Raw genomic sequence first — 15429 nt, 5'->3', positions numbered from 1 at the left:
TTGTCTGCCGCCGGCCGGCCCCTCCTCGGCCGGCGGGAACATAAACTGGCGCCGATGGAAGGTCTCGTCGACCTCTTCGCGAAGGTGATCGGTCCACACCCCGTCTGGCAGGGTCTCTGGGGCGGACTGATCATCACCGCCTTCAACCTGATCGGCGCGCTGGCCGTGCTCGTCTGGCGCAACCCCACGCGGCGCTCGCTCGACGCGGCGCTCGGCTTCGCCGCCGGCGTGATGCTGACCGCGAGCTTCACGAGCCTCATCCTGCCCGGCATCGAGGTCGGCGGCCTGCTCCCCGTGGTCATAGGCATGGTCATCGGGGTCATCATGCTCGACCGCGCCGACGCGTGGGTGCCGCACATCCACGTGCTCGTGACGGGCCGACCGCGGTCCGACGCCGCCCAGCAGTCCGGCGCGGACGCTCGCCGCCGCAGCGGCCTCTCCGGCGTGCTCCTCTTCATCGTCGCCATCACCCTCCACAACATGCCGGAGGGCCTGGCCGTCGGGGTCGGCTTCGGCAGCGGCAACCTCAACGACGCCATCGCCCTCATGCTGGCCATCGGCATCCAGAACGTGCCCGAGGGCCTGGCGGTGGCCGTCGCGGCGCGCAACGCCGGGATGGGCAGCCTCTGGTACGCCGCGTTCACCGGTATCAGGGCTGGGGTGGTCGAGGTCCCGTTGGCGGTGATAGGCGCCTGGCTCGTGCACGTCGCGGCGCCCATCCTGCCCTACGCCATGGGCTTCGCCGCGGGCGCCATGCTGTTCGTGATCCTCGACGAGATCGTGCCGGAGACGCACGGGAACGGCCACGAGCGCGTCGCGACGCTCGGCACCATGCTGGGCGCCCTGGTCATGCTGGTGCTGGACGTCGCCCTCGGCTGAAGGCGTCACTGCTCTTCGTGGCGTGCACCCGCCCCAAGTGTCTGGTTCGCTGTTAGAATGGAAACCTCAGAACTAGCGTTGGGAACGGGGCGTTCATAGGTGAATACCTATGAAAAGTGGCCCACGCGGGGGGTCGTGGGCCGAGAGAGAGTGTAACAGCCTGGCGACACACTAGGGAAGGGCCGCGCCTGTGGGCTTGCTCACATCTCGTGCGTGTGCGGCGGTGAGCGTTCGCCGCGGCGGCGGCGGCCCGCCCCCTGTCAGTCGAACAGGGCTCTGAGCTCGATCCGCCGGTTACAGCACTTCGACGCCTCGGTAGCCAGTCAGAGCGCCACGTCCGCGCCCTGGGCCTGGATGATCCAGAACCCCACGACATGCTCCTCGGACGCCACGAACGACCCGGCGGTCAGCACCGCCTCGCGCCCTCGACCGTCGACGACGGTAGCCGTGGCCGGCGCGGCCAGGCCGCAGGCGAAGAGCCGGTGGCCGTCGGCCTGGAGCTGCTCGTTGAAGGCGTCGATCGCGGCCATCTCCTCGGCGGTGGCCATGCCGTCCGAATCGTGAAGGACCGAGAACAGGTACTTGGGCATCGCGATCGCCTCCCTCGTGGCCCGTCCGTGGGGCCTCGGGGAAGGATACGCGCCGGGCCGGACCGGATGCGGCTGGCGTTCACGGCACGCTCTGCCGCCGGCCTGCTACCGTGGGACCGGAACGTTGAACGGCGCCTCGTCAAGAAGCGCCGTTCCCAGCGTGTTTTCCTTGGTGGAGCTGAGGGGATTCGAACCCCTGACCTCGTGAGTGCGATTCACGCGCGCTCCCAACTGCGCCACAGCCCCGGGAGCCGGCGGTCCGTGCGAAGCGGACCGGGCAACGGGAAGTGTAAGTGTTGCGCCGCGGGGGTGTCAAACGCCGGTACGCGTCCGGCCCTATGCGCGCGGTTCGCCATCGCGGCGCCCGAGACCGCGACGGCGTGGTGACGGGAGGCACGCGCCCCGGCCGCCCCAAGGCGGCCGGGGCGCTATACGATGTCCCGAGACATGGTGCCTGAGCGCGTCAAGCGGCGGAACTTCTTCTTGGGCGTGATCAACGGGATCCTCGTCAACGGCGGCGAGGCTTTCCTGCATTCCGGCCTCGTCATGGCGCCGTTCCTGGCCTCGATCGGGGCGCCGGCCGTGGTGATCGGCCTCGTACCGGCGCTGCGGGTCGGAACCTGGTTCCTGCCGCAGCTCCTGGTCGCCAACCGCATCTCGCCGGAGCCGCTCAAGCTGCGCTTCTACCACTTCACGTCCACGGTGCGCACGCTCGCCCTCCTCACCATGACGGCGTCCGTGTTCTTCATCGGCAGCGGTCGGCCCGCGCTCATGACGACGATCCTCCTCGTCATGATCACCATCAACGCCATGGCCGGCGGGATCGGTGGGGTCCCGTTCGCGGACGTCACCGCCAAGATCGTGCCCCACGCGCGGCTGGGCACTTTCTGGGCGCTACGCAACTCGATCGGCGGCATCCTCGCGCTCGGGGCCGGCTTCGTGCTGCGCGCCGTCCTCGAGTCGGACATCGGCTTCCCCAACAACTTCGGCCTGATCTTCCTGCTCGGGACGATCCTCTCCGGGCTCGCCTACGCGAGCTTCTCGCTCGTCAAGGAGCCGCGCGGCGTGCCAGGGCTGAAGCGCCCGCTGGTCGGCATGCTGCGCGAGATACCGGCCCTCCTGCGCGTCGACGTCGGGTTGCGGCGGTTCCTGCGCGTACGCTTCCTCGGGCTCGCGGCGCTCCTCGCCGAGCCGTTCTACGCCGTGTACGCCATCACCAAGCTCGGTGCCCCCGAGAGCGCCATCGGCGTCTACGTCATGGCCGCGACGGCGGCCACCATCGTCGGCAACTACGCCTTCAGGCTGCCGGCGGACGGGGGTCGCAACGTCTTCGTGATGCAGGTCGGGTACTTCTCGCTCCTCGCCGCTCCGCTCGCGGCGCTCCTGATCCACGACTGGCGCCTCTACTCGGTCGTGTTCGTCCTCTCGTCCGTCGGCAACGCCGGCGTCGGGATCGCCGCGTGGAACCTCCTGTACGCCATCGCGCCCGTGCACGACCGCTCGCTCTACATCGGCCTCTCGAACACGGTGCTGGCACTACCCAGCCTCGCGCCCGTCGCGGCCGGCATCCTCATCCCCTTCGTAGGTATGCCGGCGCTCTTCGGCCTGGCCGTGCTCATGGCGGCGATCACCGTCTCGTTCTCGTTCAGGTTCGGGGCGCTGCGGGCGGCGGACAAGCGTGCGCTCTCGGCCGCCACGTCGGGTGGGGAGGCCGAGCTCTAGAACAGCAACCGCCTCCCGAGCGGGAGGCGGCGGGTCACTCGAACGCGCCCATGGCGGGCTCGCTTGCCGAACTGCGCTTACAGCCTGACGAACTCGTCCGTCGAGAGCACGAACACGATGGCGCCGCCGACGGGCACCTCCATGGGCTGGCTGGCGAAGACGCCTTCGAGCGCGTGGATGGGGGAGCCGGCCGTGACGACCTTGGTGCGCTCGCGGCACGTGGCGTGGATGATCTCCTTCACCTCTGGAACCTTGTGGTCCTGGACGCCGATGAGCACGGTCGTGTTGCCCTCACGTAAGAAGCCCCCGGTCGACGCGAGCTTGGTGGACTGGAAACCGTTCTCCCCCAGGGCTTCCTGGAGACGCGAGGAGTCCGCGTCCTGCACGATGGCGAGGATCAACTTCATGGTGTGAACATGCTAGCAGACAGAACCCCGAGTTGGTGAGAGTACAATGACGCCAAGACGGGAAGGTGCGGTTTGAGCGAACGCCGCTTCGTTGTAGAGGTCACTCGCCCGGTACCCGCCGCCGACGTCGGGGGGGTCTCCACGCGCATCGCCGAGCGCTTGGAGATGGACCCGCAACGCATCCACACGCTCCTCCACGGCCGCAAGGGTCCGGTCACCAAGCCCGTGCTGCCGGACAAAGCCGCGGCCATCGCCGAGGTGTTCATGGAGGCCGGCGTCGAGGTCGCCGTGGTGCCCGCGCCCGATCCGGTCGTGTCTTTCCTCTCGGGAGGCGAGCCGGACGCTCGACCGGAGGCCGGGGTCGACTCGGCGGTCGAGTCCGGCTCCGGACCCTACGACGCCCCTGCCTATGAACCCGACGACGAGCCGGATTTCGGCCCCGAGCCTGACCTGGAGCTCGAGGCCGAGCACTACGCGGAGGCGCCGTGGGGGGAGCCGGGCGAGCGGTATTACGAGCACGGTCGGTTCGCTGCGTCGGAACGGGAAGCCGGTGGGCGGACCGACCCGCCCGGCGTCCCGCCGCACGCCGCTACTGACGAGGCCCACGGTCCCCCTTACGACGCCCCCATGGCCACTGCGGAACCGCAACCCCCGCGAACGGGTTGGGACACCTCCTCGGCCTGGGCCGTAGAGGACACGGGCAGTTGGAGCGCGTTGCGCCCCATCGCCCCCGACCGGGTCGGGTACGGGGCTGACGAGGAGGACGAGGAGGACGCCGGGTGGGCCGACGCTGAGGGCGCGGACGCGGAACGAGCGGAAGTGGACCGTGGGCTCGCCGAGCAGGAGGATCACGACCCCGGAGGCGCCGACCCCGGGGTCGGCGACCGGCTCGGAGTCGCGTGGGCGGTGGTCGACGAAGGGGAAGGCGATGCGCCGGTCGAGGAGGAGTACCCGAGCGACCCGGAGGAGGAGGCCGATCGTCTGGGCCCGCGGCGCAGGGCGGACGATATCGCCGTGTTCACGACCTCGACACGGTGGGTGCCGTCGCCCCACGACGGCTACGCTGCCGACGACCACGCCGCGGCGGACGGTTACGGCGAGTCCGGTGCCGTGGCCCGCGGCGACCGCGGTTGGAGCGAGGGGGCGTCGCAGTCGGCCGGCCGGGGTACCGGCGGGACCAAGGTGCCCGGTGCCGCCTACGGCGGCGCCTCCTGGATCGCGCCGCCTGCCAGGGCGGGCGGGCCGCGTCTGCGCCCGTACCTCGTCTGGAGCCTCGTCGCCTCCATCGCCGTCTTCCTGCTCTTGCAGTACGTGATGGCCGGTCGCATGACGGGCGCGCTCGCGCCCAGCTCGTTCGAGACCGGTATGGCCGCCTACCGCGGCGGGGACTTCGGCGGCGCCAGGCGCGCCCTGGAGCCCGAGGCCGATGCCGGCAACCACCTCGCCCAGTACTACCTTGGGTACATGGCCCAGAACGGTCTCGGGCAGCCGTGGAGCAACGCCAAGGCCGCCGCCTACTACCGGCGCGCCGCCGAGGGGGGCGTCCCCGAGGCACAGCTGGCACTCGGCGACCTCTACCTGCGGGGGATGGGCGTGGAGCGAGACGACGTGATCGGCGCCTCCTGGTACGCGCGGGCGGCGGCCCTCGGCAACCCGCAAGGGCAGTACGAGTACGGGAAGCTCCTCCTGCACGGCACCGGCGTCGTCCGCAACCCGGTCGCGGCGTTGGCGCAGTTCCGCGCGGCCGCGGCGACGGGCCTCACGCCCGCGGCAGACTACGTGGCGTTCGCCATGGAAGCGTTGCGCGAGGACGCCGAGTAGCGGACCGCGGCAGCGCGCACGCTAAGCGCCGCCTTCATGCCCCTCAAAGAGCAGTCATCTGAAGTTGCTATCTTGGGATCCGATGAGAGATCGTCATGTGGTCACCCTCCTGGCGTCGGTGGTGCTAGCGCTGCTGCTCGGCGCCGGCCTCGCCCAGAACAACGGCATCCAGTTCCGCAGCGAGATCTACGTGGTCAGTCAAGTGACGCTGCAGGACGGCACCAAGGAAGAGCGCTTCACGGCGGCTACCGAGGCCATCCCCGGTCAGGTCGTCGAGTACCGCATCTTCGCGATCAACGCCGGTGAGACGACGTTGCCGCAGGGCGCCGTCCAGATCACGGTACCGGTCCAGGGCCACCTCCAGTACGTCGCCAACTCGGCGACCCCCACCTCCGACCGGGTCATGACGGAGTTCTCGGTCGACGGCCAGACCTTCTCGGCCCCGCCCGTCATCGTGGTGTCGGATGGGGAGCGCAAGGTAGCCGAACCCACCGAGTACACGGCGATCCGCTGGACCCTCCTCGTCCCCATGGAGCCGGGGCAGGAAGAGCCTTTCTACTACCGGGCCACGCTCGTCAACTGAGCCTGCTGCCTGGTAGCAAGGGCGCCGGCCGGCATTCGTCGGCCGGCGCCGACGTTCCAGGGCGCGGACGGGCGCGCAGCGACCGACTGCGCCGTCAAGTCAACCGGAACGCGCGGCGCGGTCCCGGTACTGGAGCTCGTACAGCTTGCGGTAGTACCCCTCCACCTTGAGCAGGTCGAAGTGGTTGCCCTGCTCGATCAGCTTGCCCTTGCGCATCACGAGGATCCGGTCGACGTCCTGGATGGTCGAGAGGCGGTGGGCGATGATGATGCTCGTGCGCCCCTGCATGAGCTTCTTCAGGGCGTCCTGGATGAGCTCCTCCGTCTCGGTGTCGACGTTGGCGGTAGCCTCGTCGAGCACGAGGAGGATGTCGGGGTTCTGCACGAGGGCGCGGGCGAACGCGATGAGCTGCTTCTGCCCCGTCGAGAAGCCCGCCCCGCGCTCCAGCACGGGCGTGTCGTAGCCGTCCGGCAGGCGCGAGATGAACTCGTGCGCGTTGACGAACCTGGCCGCCTCCTCGACGCGCTCCTGCGGCACGCTGTCGTCGCCCAGGGTGATGTTGCTGCGCACGGTGCCCGAGAACAGGAACGGGTCTTGCAGCACGATGCCGACGTGCTTGCGCAACTGCACCTGGTCGTAGTCGCGGACGTCCTTGCCGTCGATCGTGACGCGGCCCTTCTGCACGTCGTAGAAGCGGCTCACGAGGCTGATGATCGTCGTCTTGCCCGCCCCCGTATGCCCGACGAACGCCACTGATTCCCCCGGCGCGATCGTGAAGTCCACGCCGCGGAGCACCCACTCCTCGTCGTCGTAGGCGAACCAGACGTCCTCGAACGCGACCTCGCCCCTGAACGAGCCTGCGAAGCCGGCGGCGTCCGGCAGGTCCGCGATCTGCTCCGGCGTGTCGAGGAGACCGAAGATGCGCTCGCTCGAGGCCATGGCCGCCTGGATGATGTTGAACTTGTCCGAGAGGTCCTGCAGGGGACGGAAGAACATGCCGGAGTACTGGATGTACGCCACGAGCGTGCCGATGGTCACGAACGACGCCACGTCCGGCACGAGTTGCGTGCCGGCGTAGTACAGGATGAGCGCGGTCGAGATGGCGCTCGTGATGCCGATGGTCGGGAAGAAGAGGCTGAACCAGCGCACCTGCTCGTTGTTGGCCTCGAGCAGCTGCAGGTTGAGCTCGTCGAAGCGCCTGGCGTTGCGGGCCTCACGGTTGAAGAGCTGGACCGTCTTCATGCCGCTGAGGTTCTCGGCGAGGTAGGCGTTCGAGCGCGAGGTCCTGAGGCGCACGGACCGGTACGCGGTGCGGATGCGGCGCCTGAGCAGGTTGAGGATGAGGAAGAGCGGCGGCATGACGACGAGAGTGATGAGGGCCATGCGCCAGTTGATGGAGAACATGTAGAAGAGCAGGCCGGCCATGAGGCCGACATCGGCGATGAGCCCCACCACGCCGTCCGTCATCATCTGCTGGATGGCGTCGACGTCGCTCGTGATGCGCGTGATGAGGCGCCCGACGGGCGTGCGGTCGAAGAAGCCCATGTGCAGCCGCTGGATCTTGGCGAACATCTCGCGCCGCATGTCGTAGATGATGCGCTGCCCCAGCCACGACACCAGGTAGGTGTAGCCGAACCGGAGGCCGAAGCTGAGGAGCCGCAACGCCAGGTAGACGACCACGATCACTGTGAGGCCGCGCAGACGCCCGTCCATGTCGAGGCTGGCGAACGGCTCGGACGCCGCGATGATGTAGTCGTCGAGCGCGCGCGCCAGCAGGGTGGGGAAGACGGGGGTGAGGGCGCTGCTCAGGAGGAGGAGCCCCACGCCGAGCGAGAGCTGGAGGCGGTACGGCTTGAGGTAGCCGAGGAGCCGCAGCATGATGCCTTGGTCGTACGCCTTCTCGAACTCCTCGCCGTCCTCGTCCCGGACGCTCTCCGCGCGCATGGCGCGGCGTCGGTCGCGGTCCCGTGTGCGGTAGGCCCCCTTTGCCGCCTCGACCGAGTAGTCGGGCAGGTCCGTGTCGAGCAGGTCGACGGGGCGGCGTTCGGCGCTGCGGGCCATCACGCCACCTCCAGGTCGGATTCGAGCTGCTGCCTGCGGTCCATGTCCGCGTACCAGCCGCCTTGCGCGATCAGCTCGTCGTGGGTGCCCTCTTCGACCGCGCGGCCGTTCTCGAGCACTAGCACGCGGTGCGCGTTCTGGAAGGCGCTGATGCGGTGGGCGACGATCACGGTCGTGCGGTCCCGCTGGGCGTCGGCGAGGCCGTCGAGGATGCGGGCCTCCGTCTGCGTGTCGACGGCCGAGAGGGCGTCGTCGAAGATCAGGATGGACGGCTCGCGCACGAGCGCGCGCGCGATGGCGGTGCGTTGGCGCTGCCCACCGGAGAGCGTTACGCCGCGTTCGCCCAAGCGCGTGTCGAAGCCGTCCGGGAACTCCTGGACGTCGCCGGCCAACTGTGCGACCTCCGCCGCGCGCAGTACCCGCGGCGCCAGGACCTCGGCGGGCGCCTCGGGCAGGCCGTAGGCGATGTTCTCCGCGATGGTGTCGGAGAAGAGGAACGGCTCCTGGGGCACGAGGCCGATGAAGCGCCTGAGGACCTCGACGGGGAAGAGCTTGTTGTCGATGCCGTCGATGAGGATCTGGCCCTCGTCCGGGTCGATGACGCGGGCGATGAGGTTGACGATCAACGTCTTGCCCGAGCCCGTGCGCCCCGTGATGCCGACGGCCTCGCCCTCCGCGACGACGAAGCTGACGCCGTCGAGCGCCTTGACGCCGTTGTACGTGACGCTCACGCCCTTGAACTCGATGCGGCCCCTGACCGTGCGGAGGTCGTAGTCGGTCTCGGGGCCGTCGGCGACTTCCGGCACCTGCGTGAGGATCTCCTTGAGGCGCCCCCACGACGTGGTGCCGCGCTGTATGAGGCTGCCGATCCACCCGAGCGAGATCATGGGCCACTGGATGCCCTCGTAGAGGAAGACGAAGCTCGAGAACTCGCCGACGGTGAGGTTGCCACCGATGCCGAGCACGAGCCTGCCGCCTATCAGGACCAGGAGCGACATGGTGAGCCCGAAGAGGAACTCCATCATCGGGAAGAGCGGCCCGTCCACCCTGACGAGGGCCATGTTGCGCTTGACGAACTCGTCGTTGAGGCGGCCGAAGGTGCCGATCTCGCGCTCCTCGATGCCGAAGCCCTTGACCACGCGGATGCCGGAGAAGTTCTCCTGGGCCATCGCGGAGACGTCGGAGAACTGCTCCTGCACGTACTGGTACCTGCGGTGGACGACGCGCAGGATCAGGTAGAAGGCCAGCGACGTGAGCGGCGCGGTGGCGAGCGTGATGAGCGAGAGTTGCACGCTCAGGTCGAACATCCGGTAGAACGTGAAGGCGAACAGGAAGAGAGTGTTCAGGCCCTGGAAGACGGCCACGCCGGCCAGCATGCGGACGGCGCCCAGGTCGGCGGTGAGGCGGGCCATGAGGTCGCCGACGCGCGTGCGGTCGAAGTAGCCGCCGTCCAACTTGGTGAAGTGCTTGAAGATAGCGTGCCTGATGTCGAACTGGACTTCCCAGCTCGTGTACATGAATATGCGTCTGACCAGCACCATGGCCACGCCGGCCACCACGGCCACGCCCAGGAGGGCGAGGGCGTAGAGCCAGAGCCGGTCCATGGTCATGGTCCGGTTCCTGAACTCGTCGATGGCCCGCCCGGGGATGATCGGGGTCAACGTCGAGAAGAAGCCGTTGACGACGATCAACCCCATGCCAAGCAGGAGCTTGGGGCGGTGCCTCCTCACGAACGGCAGCAGGTCTCTTATGGTCTTGAGCACACGACTCCTCGGTCCCCTGACGCGCGGCCGACGACCGCCTCCGCTGGTGCACGGAGGCGGTCGTCAGGAAGGTGCTTCGTCTACGACCCCCGCTCGGGCCCTAGTTCATAGGCGGGCGCCGAAATTTCTGCCGGCGACTATAACCGCCAAGTAGAACGGTCATGGTACCAGTAACGACTCGCCGTAGGGAACCCCGCCGAGCAGCAGCTCGAACCGGACCGGGCCGACCACGGTCGTGCGCCACTGGCCGCGGAGGATCTCGCCGCCGCGCACGGAGACGCGGCTCACGAGCACCCGGTTCCCGCTCAAGTCCGCCGCCCACACTTCGCCCTGCTGCAGACCGATGCCCGGCTGGATGGCCCAGGCGTACTCGACACTGCGCGGTTCCGGCCCGCGCACGACCGCGTAGACGCCGCTCGTGGAGAGCGCCACCGGATGCGCGTTCACCGTGAGCGCCAGGGTCCGCGTTGCGTTCGGCTCACCTCCCGGGCCCGGGTCTTGCGCGACGACCCCCTCCGGCAGCCCTGGGTTGCCTATCACCCGCACGTCGAGGTTCCAGCCGCTTGCCACCGCGCGCGCGCTCGCCAGGCCAAGGCCGACGACGTCGGGCGCCCCGCCGCCCTGGACCTCCACGGCCGGCTCGCCCGCCTGGACGACGAGGCGCAGCACGGCCGTGTCGCGCGCGACCGGGACGTAAGGCGCCAGCGACTGCTCGAGCACCTGGCCGCTGGCCCCGGCCGTACCGAGCAGCTCGTCGATCACGATGCGGTCATCGCCGATGCCGGCGAGCTTCGCCAGGGCCCTGGCCTCCTCCAGCTCGAGGCCGACGAGGTTGGGGAGGAAGGTCTGCGCCGGCTGGGGGCCGAGGCTCACGAGGACCGACACGGCGGTGTCGCTCGCTACCCGGCTGCCGGCGTCGACGTCCTGGGCCAGGACCGTTCCGACGGGGCTCGGTGCGTGGATGCGCGCCGCCTCGCCGAGCCGCAGCCCGGTGGCTTCGAGGGCCGCGCGCGCCTCGTCAGGGTAGCTCAGCCCCAGGAGCGACGGCGCCTCGGTAGGCGCCAGCTCCCCGGGGGGGAGGGCGTAACGCATGAGGACGGTGCGACCGGGTCTGAGTGCCGAGCCGGCTGCCGGTTCGACGGCCAGGACCGTGCCCGGGGGCTCTGACGAGGTGAGCGGGGTCGCGTCGACGAACAGCCCGAGCTGCGCGAGCTGTTGGGCCGCGAGCGTCGCGTCGGCGCCGACGACATCCGGCACGTTCACGAACGTATCGACGGCCGCTACCCTGAGGGCGATGAGGGTCGCCACCACGGCCACGAGCAGCAGCGCGCCGGCGATGCTCCACGCGAGCGCGCGCTCAGGCAGCCGTTCCAGCAGCTCCGCCGTGCGTCGACCTAGGGACTGCTGATGACGAAGCGGTCGCGCCCGCGGGGTGCCGTCGAGCCCGGCAGCGCCGCCCGCGCCATACGGTCCGGCCGCATCGGGTTGCCCGGGAGCGTCGCGATGGCCATGCTGGGGCTGGGAGGGGGGCTGCGCCCTCCGCGCCCCGCCGAACGCGAGCCCGTACAGGAGGACGCGCGGTTGGCGCGCGTGCTGCCTGCGCAGGTCAGCGACCTCGAGCGGGTAACCGGCGCGCTCGAGAAGCTCGCGCAGGTCGGACCCCGCGCCGTTGCCGGAGGACACGGCGACAGCGTCGGCCGGCGGGCGCTCCCAGGCCACGTAGTGGGCGCCGGGGCGGGCGATCACGTCGTGGACGGCCGCGAGCCCGGCCCCTTTGAGGCGCCGCAGCAGGCGCCGGTACGCCTCGAACTCGGGCTCGCGCTCCGGTTTGAGGTCGAACCACTCGATGCGTAGCGGCGCGCCGTCCGGCGCCGTCGCCTCGAACTCCGTGCGTCCCGCGTCGAGTGCGCGCTGCGCTATGACCTCGTACCTGCCGTCGAGCAACGACATTCAGACCCCCGCCGTCCGCGTCGTCGTCCTACCGCCCGTCGGCACGGCGCTAAGGTGCGCCGGTCAGGCCCCGGACTCGCTGGCCGGCCGCGCTTCGGGACGCGGCTCCAGCGGCGCCCTGCCGCTCTCGACCGCCTTGCGGCGGTGCTCCTCCTCGGCCGCCCTGCGCTCGCGCTCCTCGGCCGCCTGGGCGCGGCGGTCGTTCTCCGTCGCCGTGTCGACGATCCAGTCGGCGATCTCGGCGACCGTCTTGCCTTCCTGCGCGAGCGCGAAGGCCCGGTGGATCAGCTTGCCGTCCAGCGTCTCGCGCTTGAGCAGCGCGGTGGCGACGGCCTCGACCGCGACCCAGTTGGTCGCGATAACCGCCTCGCTCTCGCGGTAGGCGGACTCGAGGATGCTGCTGACCTCCTCCTCCAACTGGCGCGCCGTCTCCTCGGAGAAGTCCTTGCGCCGGCTGATCTCGCCGCCGAGGAAGATGGGCCCTTGGTCGGAGCCCCAGGCGACGTACTCCTGCGAGCCCATGCCGAGGTCGAGGACCATCTGCTTGGCCATCTCCGTGGCCTGCTTGAGGTCGTTGCTCGCGCCGGACGAGATGGTGCCGGTGACGCGTTTCTCGGCCTGCCTGCCCGCGAACGCGACGACGAGCTGGGCCTTGAAGCGCTCGACGTTGTAGAACATCTCCTCCTTGGCGAGGGGCGCCATGAAACCGCCCGCCCCGCCGCGGGGCATGATCGTCACCTTGCGGATGTCGCCGAGCTCCGGGTGGGCGGCGTGCGCGACGGCGTGGCCCGACTCGTGGAAGGCGAGCATGCGCCGCTCCTCCTCGGTCGGCACGAGGCTGCCGCGCCTGAGGCCGAGGGTGATGCGGTCGAGGGCCTCGTTGAAGTCGGTCCATGTGATGATCTGCTTGTTGTTGCGGGCCGCGATGAGGGCGGCCTCGTTCGTGAGGTTCTCGAGGTCGGCGCCTGAGAACGCCGGCGTGGCCTCCGCGAGGCGGCGGAGGCTGACGTCGTCGGTGACGGGTTTGTTGCGCACGTGGACCTTGAGGATCTCCTCGCGCTCGGTCATGGTGGGGAGGCCGATGGTGACCTGCCGGTCGAAGCGGCCGGGGCGCAGCAGCGCCGGGTCCAGGATGTCTGGCCTGTTGGTCGCCGCGATGATGATGACGGACGTGTCCTTCTCGAAGCCGTCCATCTCGCTGAGGATCTGGTTGAGCGTCTGCTCGCGCTCGTCGTGCCCGCCACCGATGCCGGCGCCGCGACGCCGGCCGATGGAGTCGAGCTCGTCGATGAAGATGATGGACGGGGCCGACTTGCGCGCTTCCTCGAAGAGGCTGCGCACGCGGCTGGCGCCGACGCCGACGAACATCTCCATGAACTCGGAGGCGGAGACGGTGAGGAACGGCACGCCGGCCTCGCCGGCCACAGCGCGCGCGAGCAGCGTCTTGCCGGTCCCGGGAGGGCCGACGAGGAGCACGCCCTTGGGGATCTCGGCGCCGATGCGCAGGTACTTCTGGGGCGTCTTGAGGAAGTCGACGACCTCGATGAGCTCCTGCTTGGCTTCCTTGTGGCCCGCCACGTCGTTGAAGGTCGTCGTGACCTTGTTCTCGCGCCCGAACGTCTTGGCCCGCGACTGGCCGAACTGCATGACCTGGTTCGGGCCGCCCTGGGCGCGCATGAAGATGAACCAGAAGAAGACGAGGAGCAGTACGACGGGCAGGAACGAGCCGAGGAGCAGGCCGAGCCACTGCGGTGGGTTGCGGATCGTCACGCTCTTGACGTCTTCGCGGAGCTCCGTCAGGAGGCTGTCCGTGAGGATCGTCGTCGTGCGGAAGCTGCGGATGGTCTGCGGCTCGCCGTTGACGAGCACCTGCGACTCGCTGACGAGCTCGCCGCTTATGACGCCGCTGTTGCGGTCGATGACGACGGAAGCCACCTTGCCCTGGTCGACGAGCCCGGTGAAGGTGGAGTAGTTGATCTCCCGGCTACCGGAGCCGGAGTTGAGCTGGTTGAAGACGAAGATGCCGAGTATCAGCAGCATCACGACCAGCCAGGGGTTGAACGAGCGTCTCAACTGAATTCCTCCAGGGCCCGGGCTCCGCTCCGGCCACACGCTGTGAGTCTGGCAAGCGGCGGTCGTGGGGTGCCGCGAACCGATACGTAAAGCCTAGCACCGCACCATGAGCCGGCACTGTACTGGGGAGTCTTCGAGCTAAGTGGAACCTTAACGTTCCGCCCGGCGGGCGCCAGGCGGACGCCGAAGGCCGGCGCCGGCCCGGCGAGCCCTGTGAGCGTTGCGAGCGCAAGGGGGCGGCCACGAAGCCGCGCCGGTCGTCATGGTCAGCGGAACGAGTACCCCTTGGGCACGCACACGAGGCCCGTGTCGGTCACGATCAGGCCCCGCGCCCTGTCCTCCTCGGGGTCGACGCCCACGCTCACGCCGTCCGGCACGGTCACGTTCTTGTCGAGGATGGCGTTGACGACGCGCGCATGGCGGCCTACGGTCACGTTGTCGAAGAGCACGGAGTTCTCGACGGTGGCGTAGGAGTTGACGCGCACGCGGCGGAAGACGACGCTATGCCGCACGGTGGCCCCCGAGATGATCACGCCCCCGGCGACCAACGAGTTGAACGCCTGGCCCCGCCGCCCCTCCTCCTCGTGGACGAACTTGGCCGGCGCCGAGTACTCGGCGGACGTGCGCAGCGGCCACTCCTCGTTGTAGAGGTCGAACTCGGGCTTGACGGCCACGAGGTCCATGTTGGCCTCCCAGTAGCTGTCGAGCGTGCCAACGTCGCGCCAGTAGGTGTTTGGCCCGCTCTGGCCCGGGATCGGGTTGCGGGCGAAGTCGTACGCGAACATGCGCTTGCCCTCCTGCAGGGCGCGGGGCAGCACGTCCTTCCCGAAGTCGTGCTCGGAGTCGCGGCGGCCGACGTCGTCCTTGAGCATCTCGATGAGCGTCGAGACCGTGAAGACGTAGTTGCCCATGCTGGCGAGGCAGTGCGTCGGGCGCCCGGGGATGGCCTTCGGCGCGTCCGGCTTCTCCTGGAACTCGGTGATGCGCCAGTCGTCGTCGACCTGCAGCACGCCGAAGCGCTTGCCGTCCTCGACCGGCGTCGGGTAGGCGGCGATGGTCACGTCGGCCTGGTTGTCGAGGTGGTACTCGAGCATGTGGCTGATGTCCATCTTGTATATGTGATCGCCGGAGAAGATGGCCACGAGGTCGGCCCGGTTGTTGCCGACGAGGTGGAGGTTCTGATAGATGGCGTCGGCCGTGCCCCGGTACCACTCCGCGCCGAGCTCCTCGTAGAGGTACATCTGGGCGGGGGCGAGGGTGATGAAGTGGTCGTCGAGGAAGGTGCCGAAGCGCCAGTGCCGCTGGATGTGCTCCGTCAGGGACTGGGCCTTGAACTGCGTGAGGATGTACATGCCGTAGACGCCCGAGTTGATCATGTTGTTGAGGGCGAAGTCGATGATCCGGTACTTGGAGCCGAACGGCACGGCAGGCTTCGTGCGTTGCAGCGTGAGCGGGTGGAGGCGCGAACCCTTGCCGCCAGCCAACACCATGCCTATGACCTTGACGTTGCGGGTAAGCATGCGCCCTCCATGAGACAAAGACCCGGCCACGGCTGTCGTGCCCTGATCGGCTCGGCCGAT

Annotated in this window: 11 protein-coding genes and 1 tRNA gene; 4 read left to right on the top strand and 8 right to left on the bottom strand. The window is 69.2% G+C overall.

The genetic code is table 11. The features are described from left to right. The first annotated feature begins 54 nt into the window (after positions 1-54). The gene (locus M9914_10810) at positions 55-879 is read left to right on the top strand and encodes a ZIP family metal transporter (protein ID MCO5174667.1); all 825 of its coding nucleotides are present in this window, start codon (positions 55-57) and stop codon (positions 877-879) included. A 323-nt stretch (positions 880-1202) separates the two neighbouring features. Here the strand turns inward: M9914_10810 and M9914_10805 are convergent, their stop codons facing one another. After that, the gene (locus tag M9914_10805; GenBank protein MCO5174666.1) at positions 1203-1469 is read right to left on the bottom strand and encodes a hypothetical protein; all 267 of its coding nucleotides are present in this window, start codon (positions 1467-1469) and stop codon (positions 1203-1205) included. Between the two features lie 170 nt (positions 1470-1639). Further along, a tRNA-Ala gene (locus M9914_10800) sits at positions 1640-1715 on the bottom strand. Between the two features lie 201 nt (positions 1716-1916). Here M9914_10800 and M9914_10795 point away from each other — a divergent pair. Continuing rightward, positions 1917-3191, top strand: a complete 1275-nt coding sequence (locus tag M9914_10795) for a hypothetical protein (protein ID MCO5174665.1) — start codon at positions 1917-1919, stop codon at positions 3189-3191. Positions 3192-3268: 77 nt separating this feature from the next. Here the strand turns inward: M9914_10795 and M9914_10790 are convergent, their stop codons facing one another. Continuing rightward, positions 3269-3598 carry a cyclic-di-AMP receptor gene (locus M9914_10790; protein MCO5174664.1) on the bottom strand — a complete coding sequence of 110 codons (330 nt, stop codon included), beginning with the start codon at positions 3596-3598 and terminating at the stop codon, positions 3269-3271. Positions 3599-3670: 72 nt separating this feature from the next. Here M9914_10790 and M9914_10785 point away from each other — a divergent pair, with 72 nt between their 5' ends. Both M9914_10785 and M9914_10780 read left to right on the top strand, forming a co-directional pair. Then, positions 3671-5419 carry a hypothetical protein gene (locus tag M9914_10785; protein ID MCO5174663.1) on the top strand — a complete coding sequence of 583 codons (1749 nt, stop codon included), beginning with the start codon at positions 3671-3673 and terminating at the stop codon, positions 5417-5419. A gap of 82 nt (positions 5420-5501) precedes the next feature. Continuing rightward, entirely contained in the window at positions 5502-6002 is a 501-nt protein-coding gene (locus M9914_10780; protein ID MCO5174662.1) for a hypothetical protein, read from the top strand. Positions 6003-6101: 99 nt separating this feature from the next. On the opposite strand, the gene M9914_10775 is transcribed toward M9914_10780, so the two are convergent. The 5 genes from M9914_10775 to glgC all read right to left on the bottom strand — a co-directional run bounded on the left by M9914_10775 (position 6102) and on the right by glgC (position 15369). Further along, positions 6102-8063 (bottom strand): ABC transporter ATP-binding protein/permease, encoded by a 1962-nt coding sequence (locus tag M9914_10775; protein MCO5174661.1) that lies wholly within the window; start codon positions 8061-8063, stop codon positions 6102-6104. Beyond that, complete coding sequence (locus tag M9914_10770) at positions 8063-9826, bottom strand: ABC transporter ATP-binding protein/permease (GenBank protein ID MCO5174660.1); 1764 nt, start codon at positions 9824-9826, stop codon at positions 8063-8065. Before M9914_10770 ends, M9914_10775 begins: the two co-directional genes overlap by 1 nt. A 159-nt stretch (positions 9827-9985) precedes the next feature. Beyond that, the gene (locus tag M9914_10765; protein MCO5174659.1) at positions 9986-11776 is read right to left on the bottom strand and encodes a PASTA domain-containing protein; all 1791 of its coding nucleotides are present in this window, start codon (positions 11774-11776) and stop codon (positions 9986-9988) included. Between the two features lie 63 nt (positions 11777-11839). Next, complete coding sequence (ftsH, locus tag M9914_10760) at positions 11840-13849, bottom strand: ATP-dependent zinc metalloprotease FtsH (protein MCO5174658.1); 2010 nt, start codon at positions 13847-13849, stop codon at positions 11840-11842. A gap of 266 nt (positions 13850-14115) precedes the next feature. Then, positions 14116-15369 carry a glucose-1-phosphate adenylyltransferase gene (glgC, locus tag M9914_10755; protein MCO5174657.1) on the bottom strand — a complete coding sequence of 418 codons (1254 nt, stop codon included), beginning with the start codon at positions 15367-15369 and terminating at the stop codon, positions 14116-14118. Positions 15370-15429: the final 60 nt, after the last annotated feature.

The sequence above is a fragment of the Trueperaceae bacterium genome (genome assembly GCA_023954415.1).
In the GTDB taxonomy this organism is placed as follows: Bacteria; Deinococcota; Deinococci; order Deinococcales; family Trueperaceae; genus JAAYYF01.
Note: the sequence above shows the minus strand (reverse complement) of the source record. Positions and strands in the feature narration are given on the sequence as shown.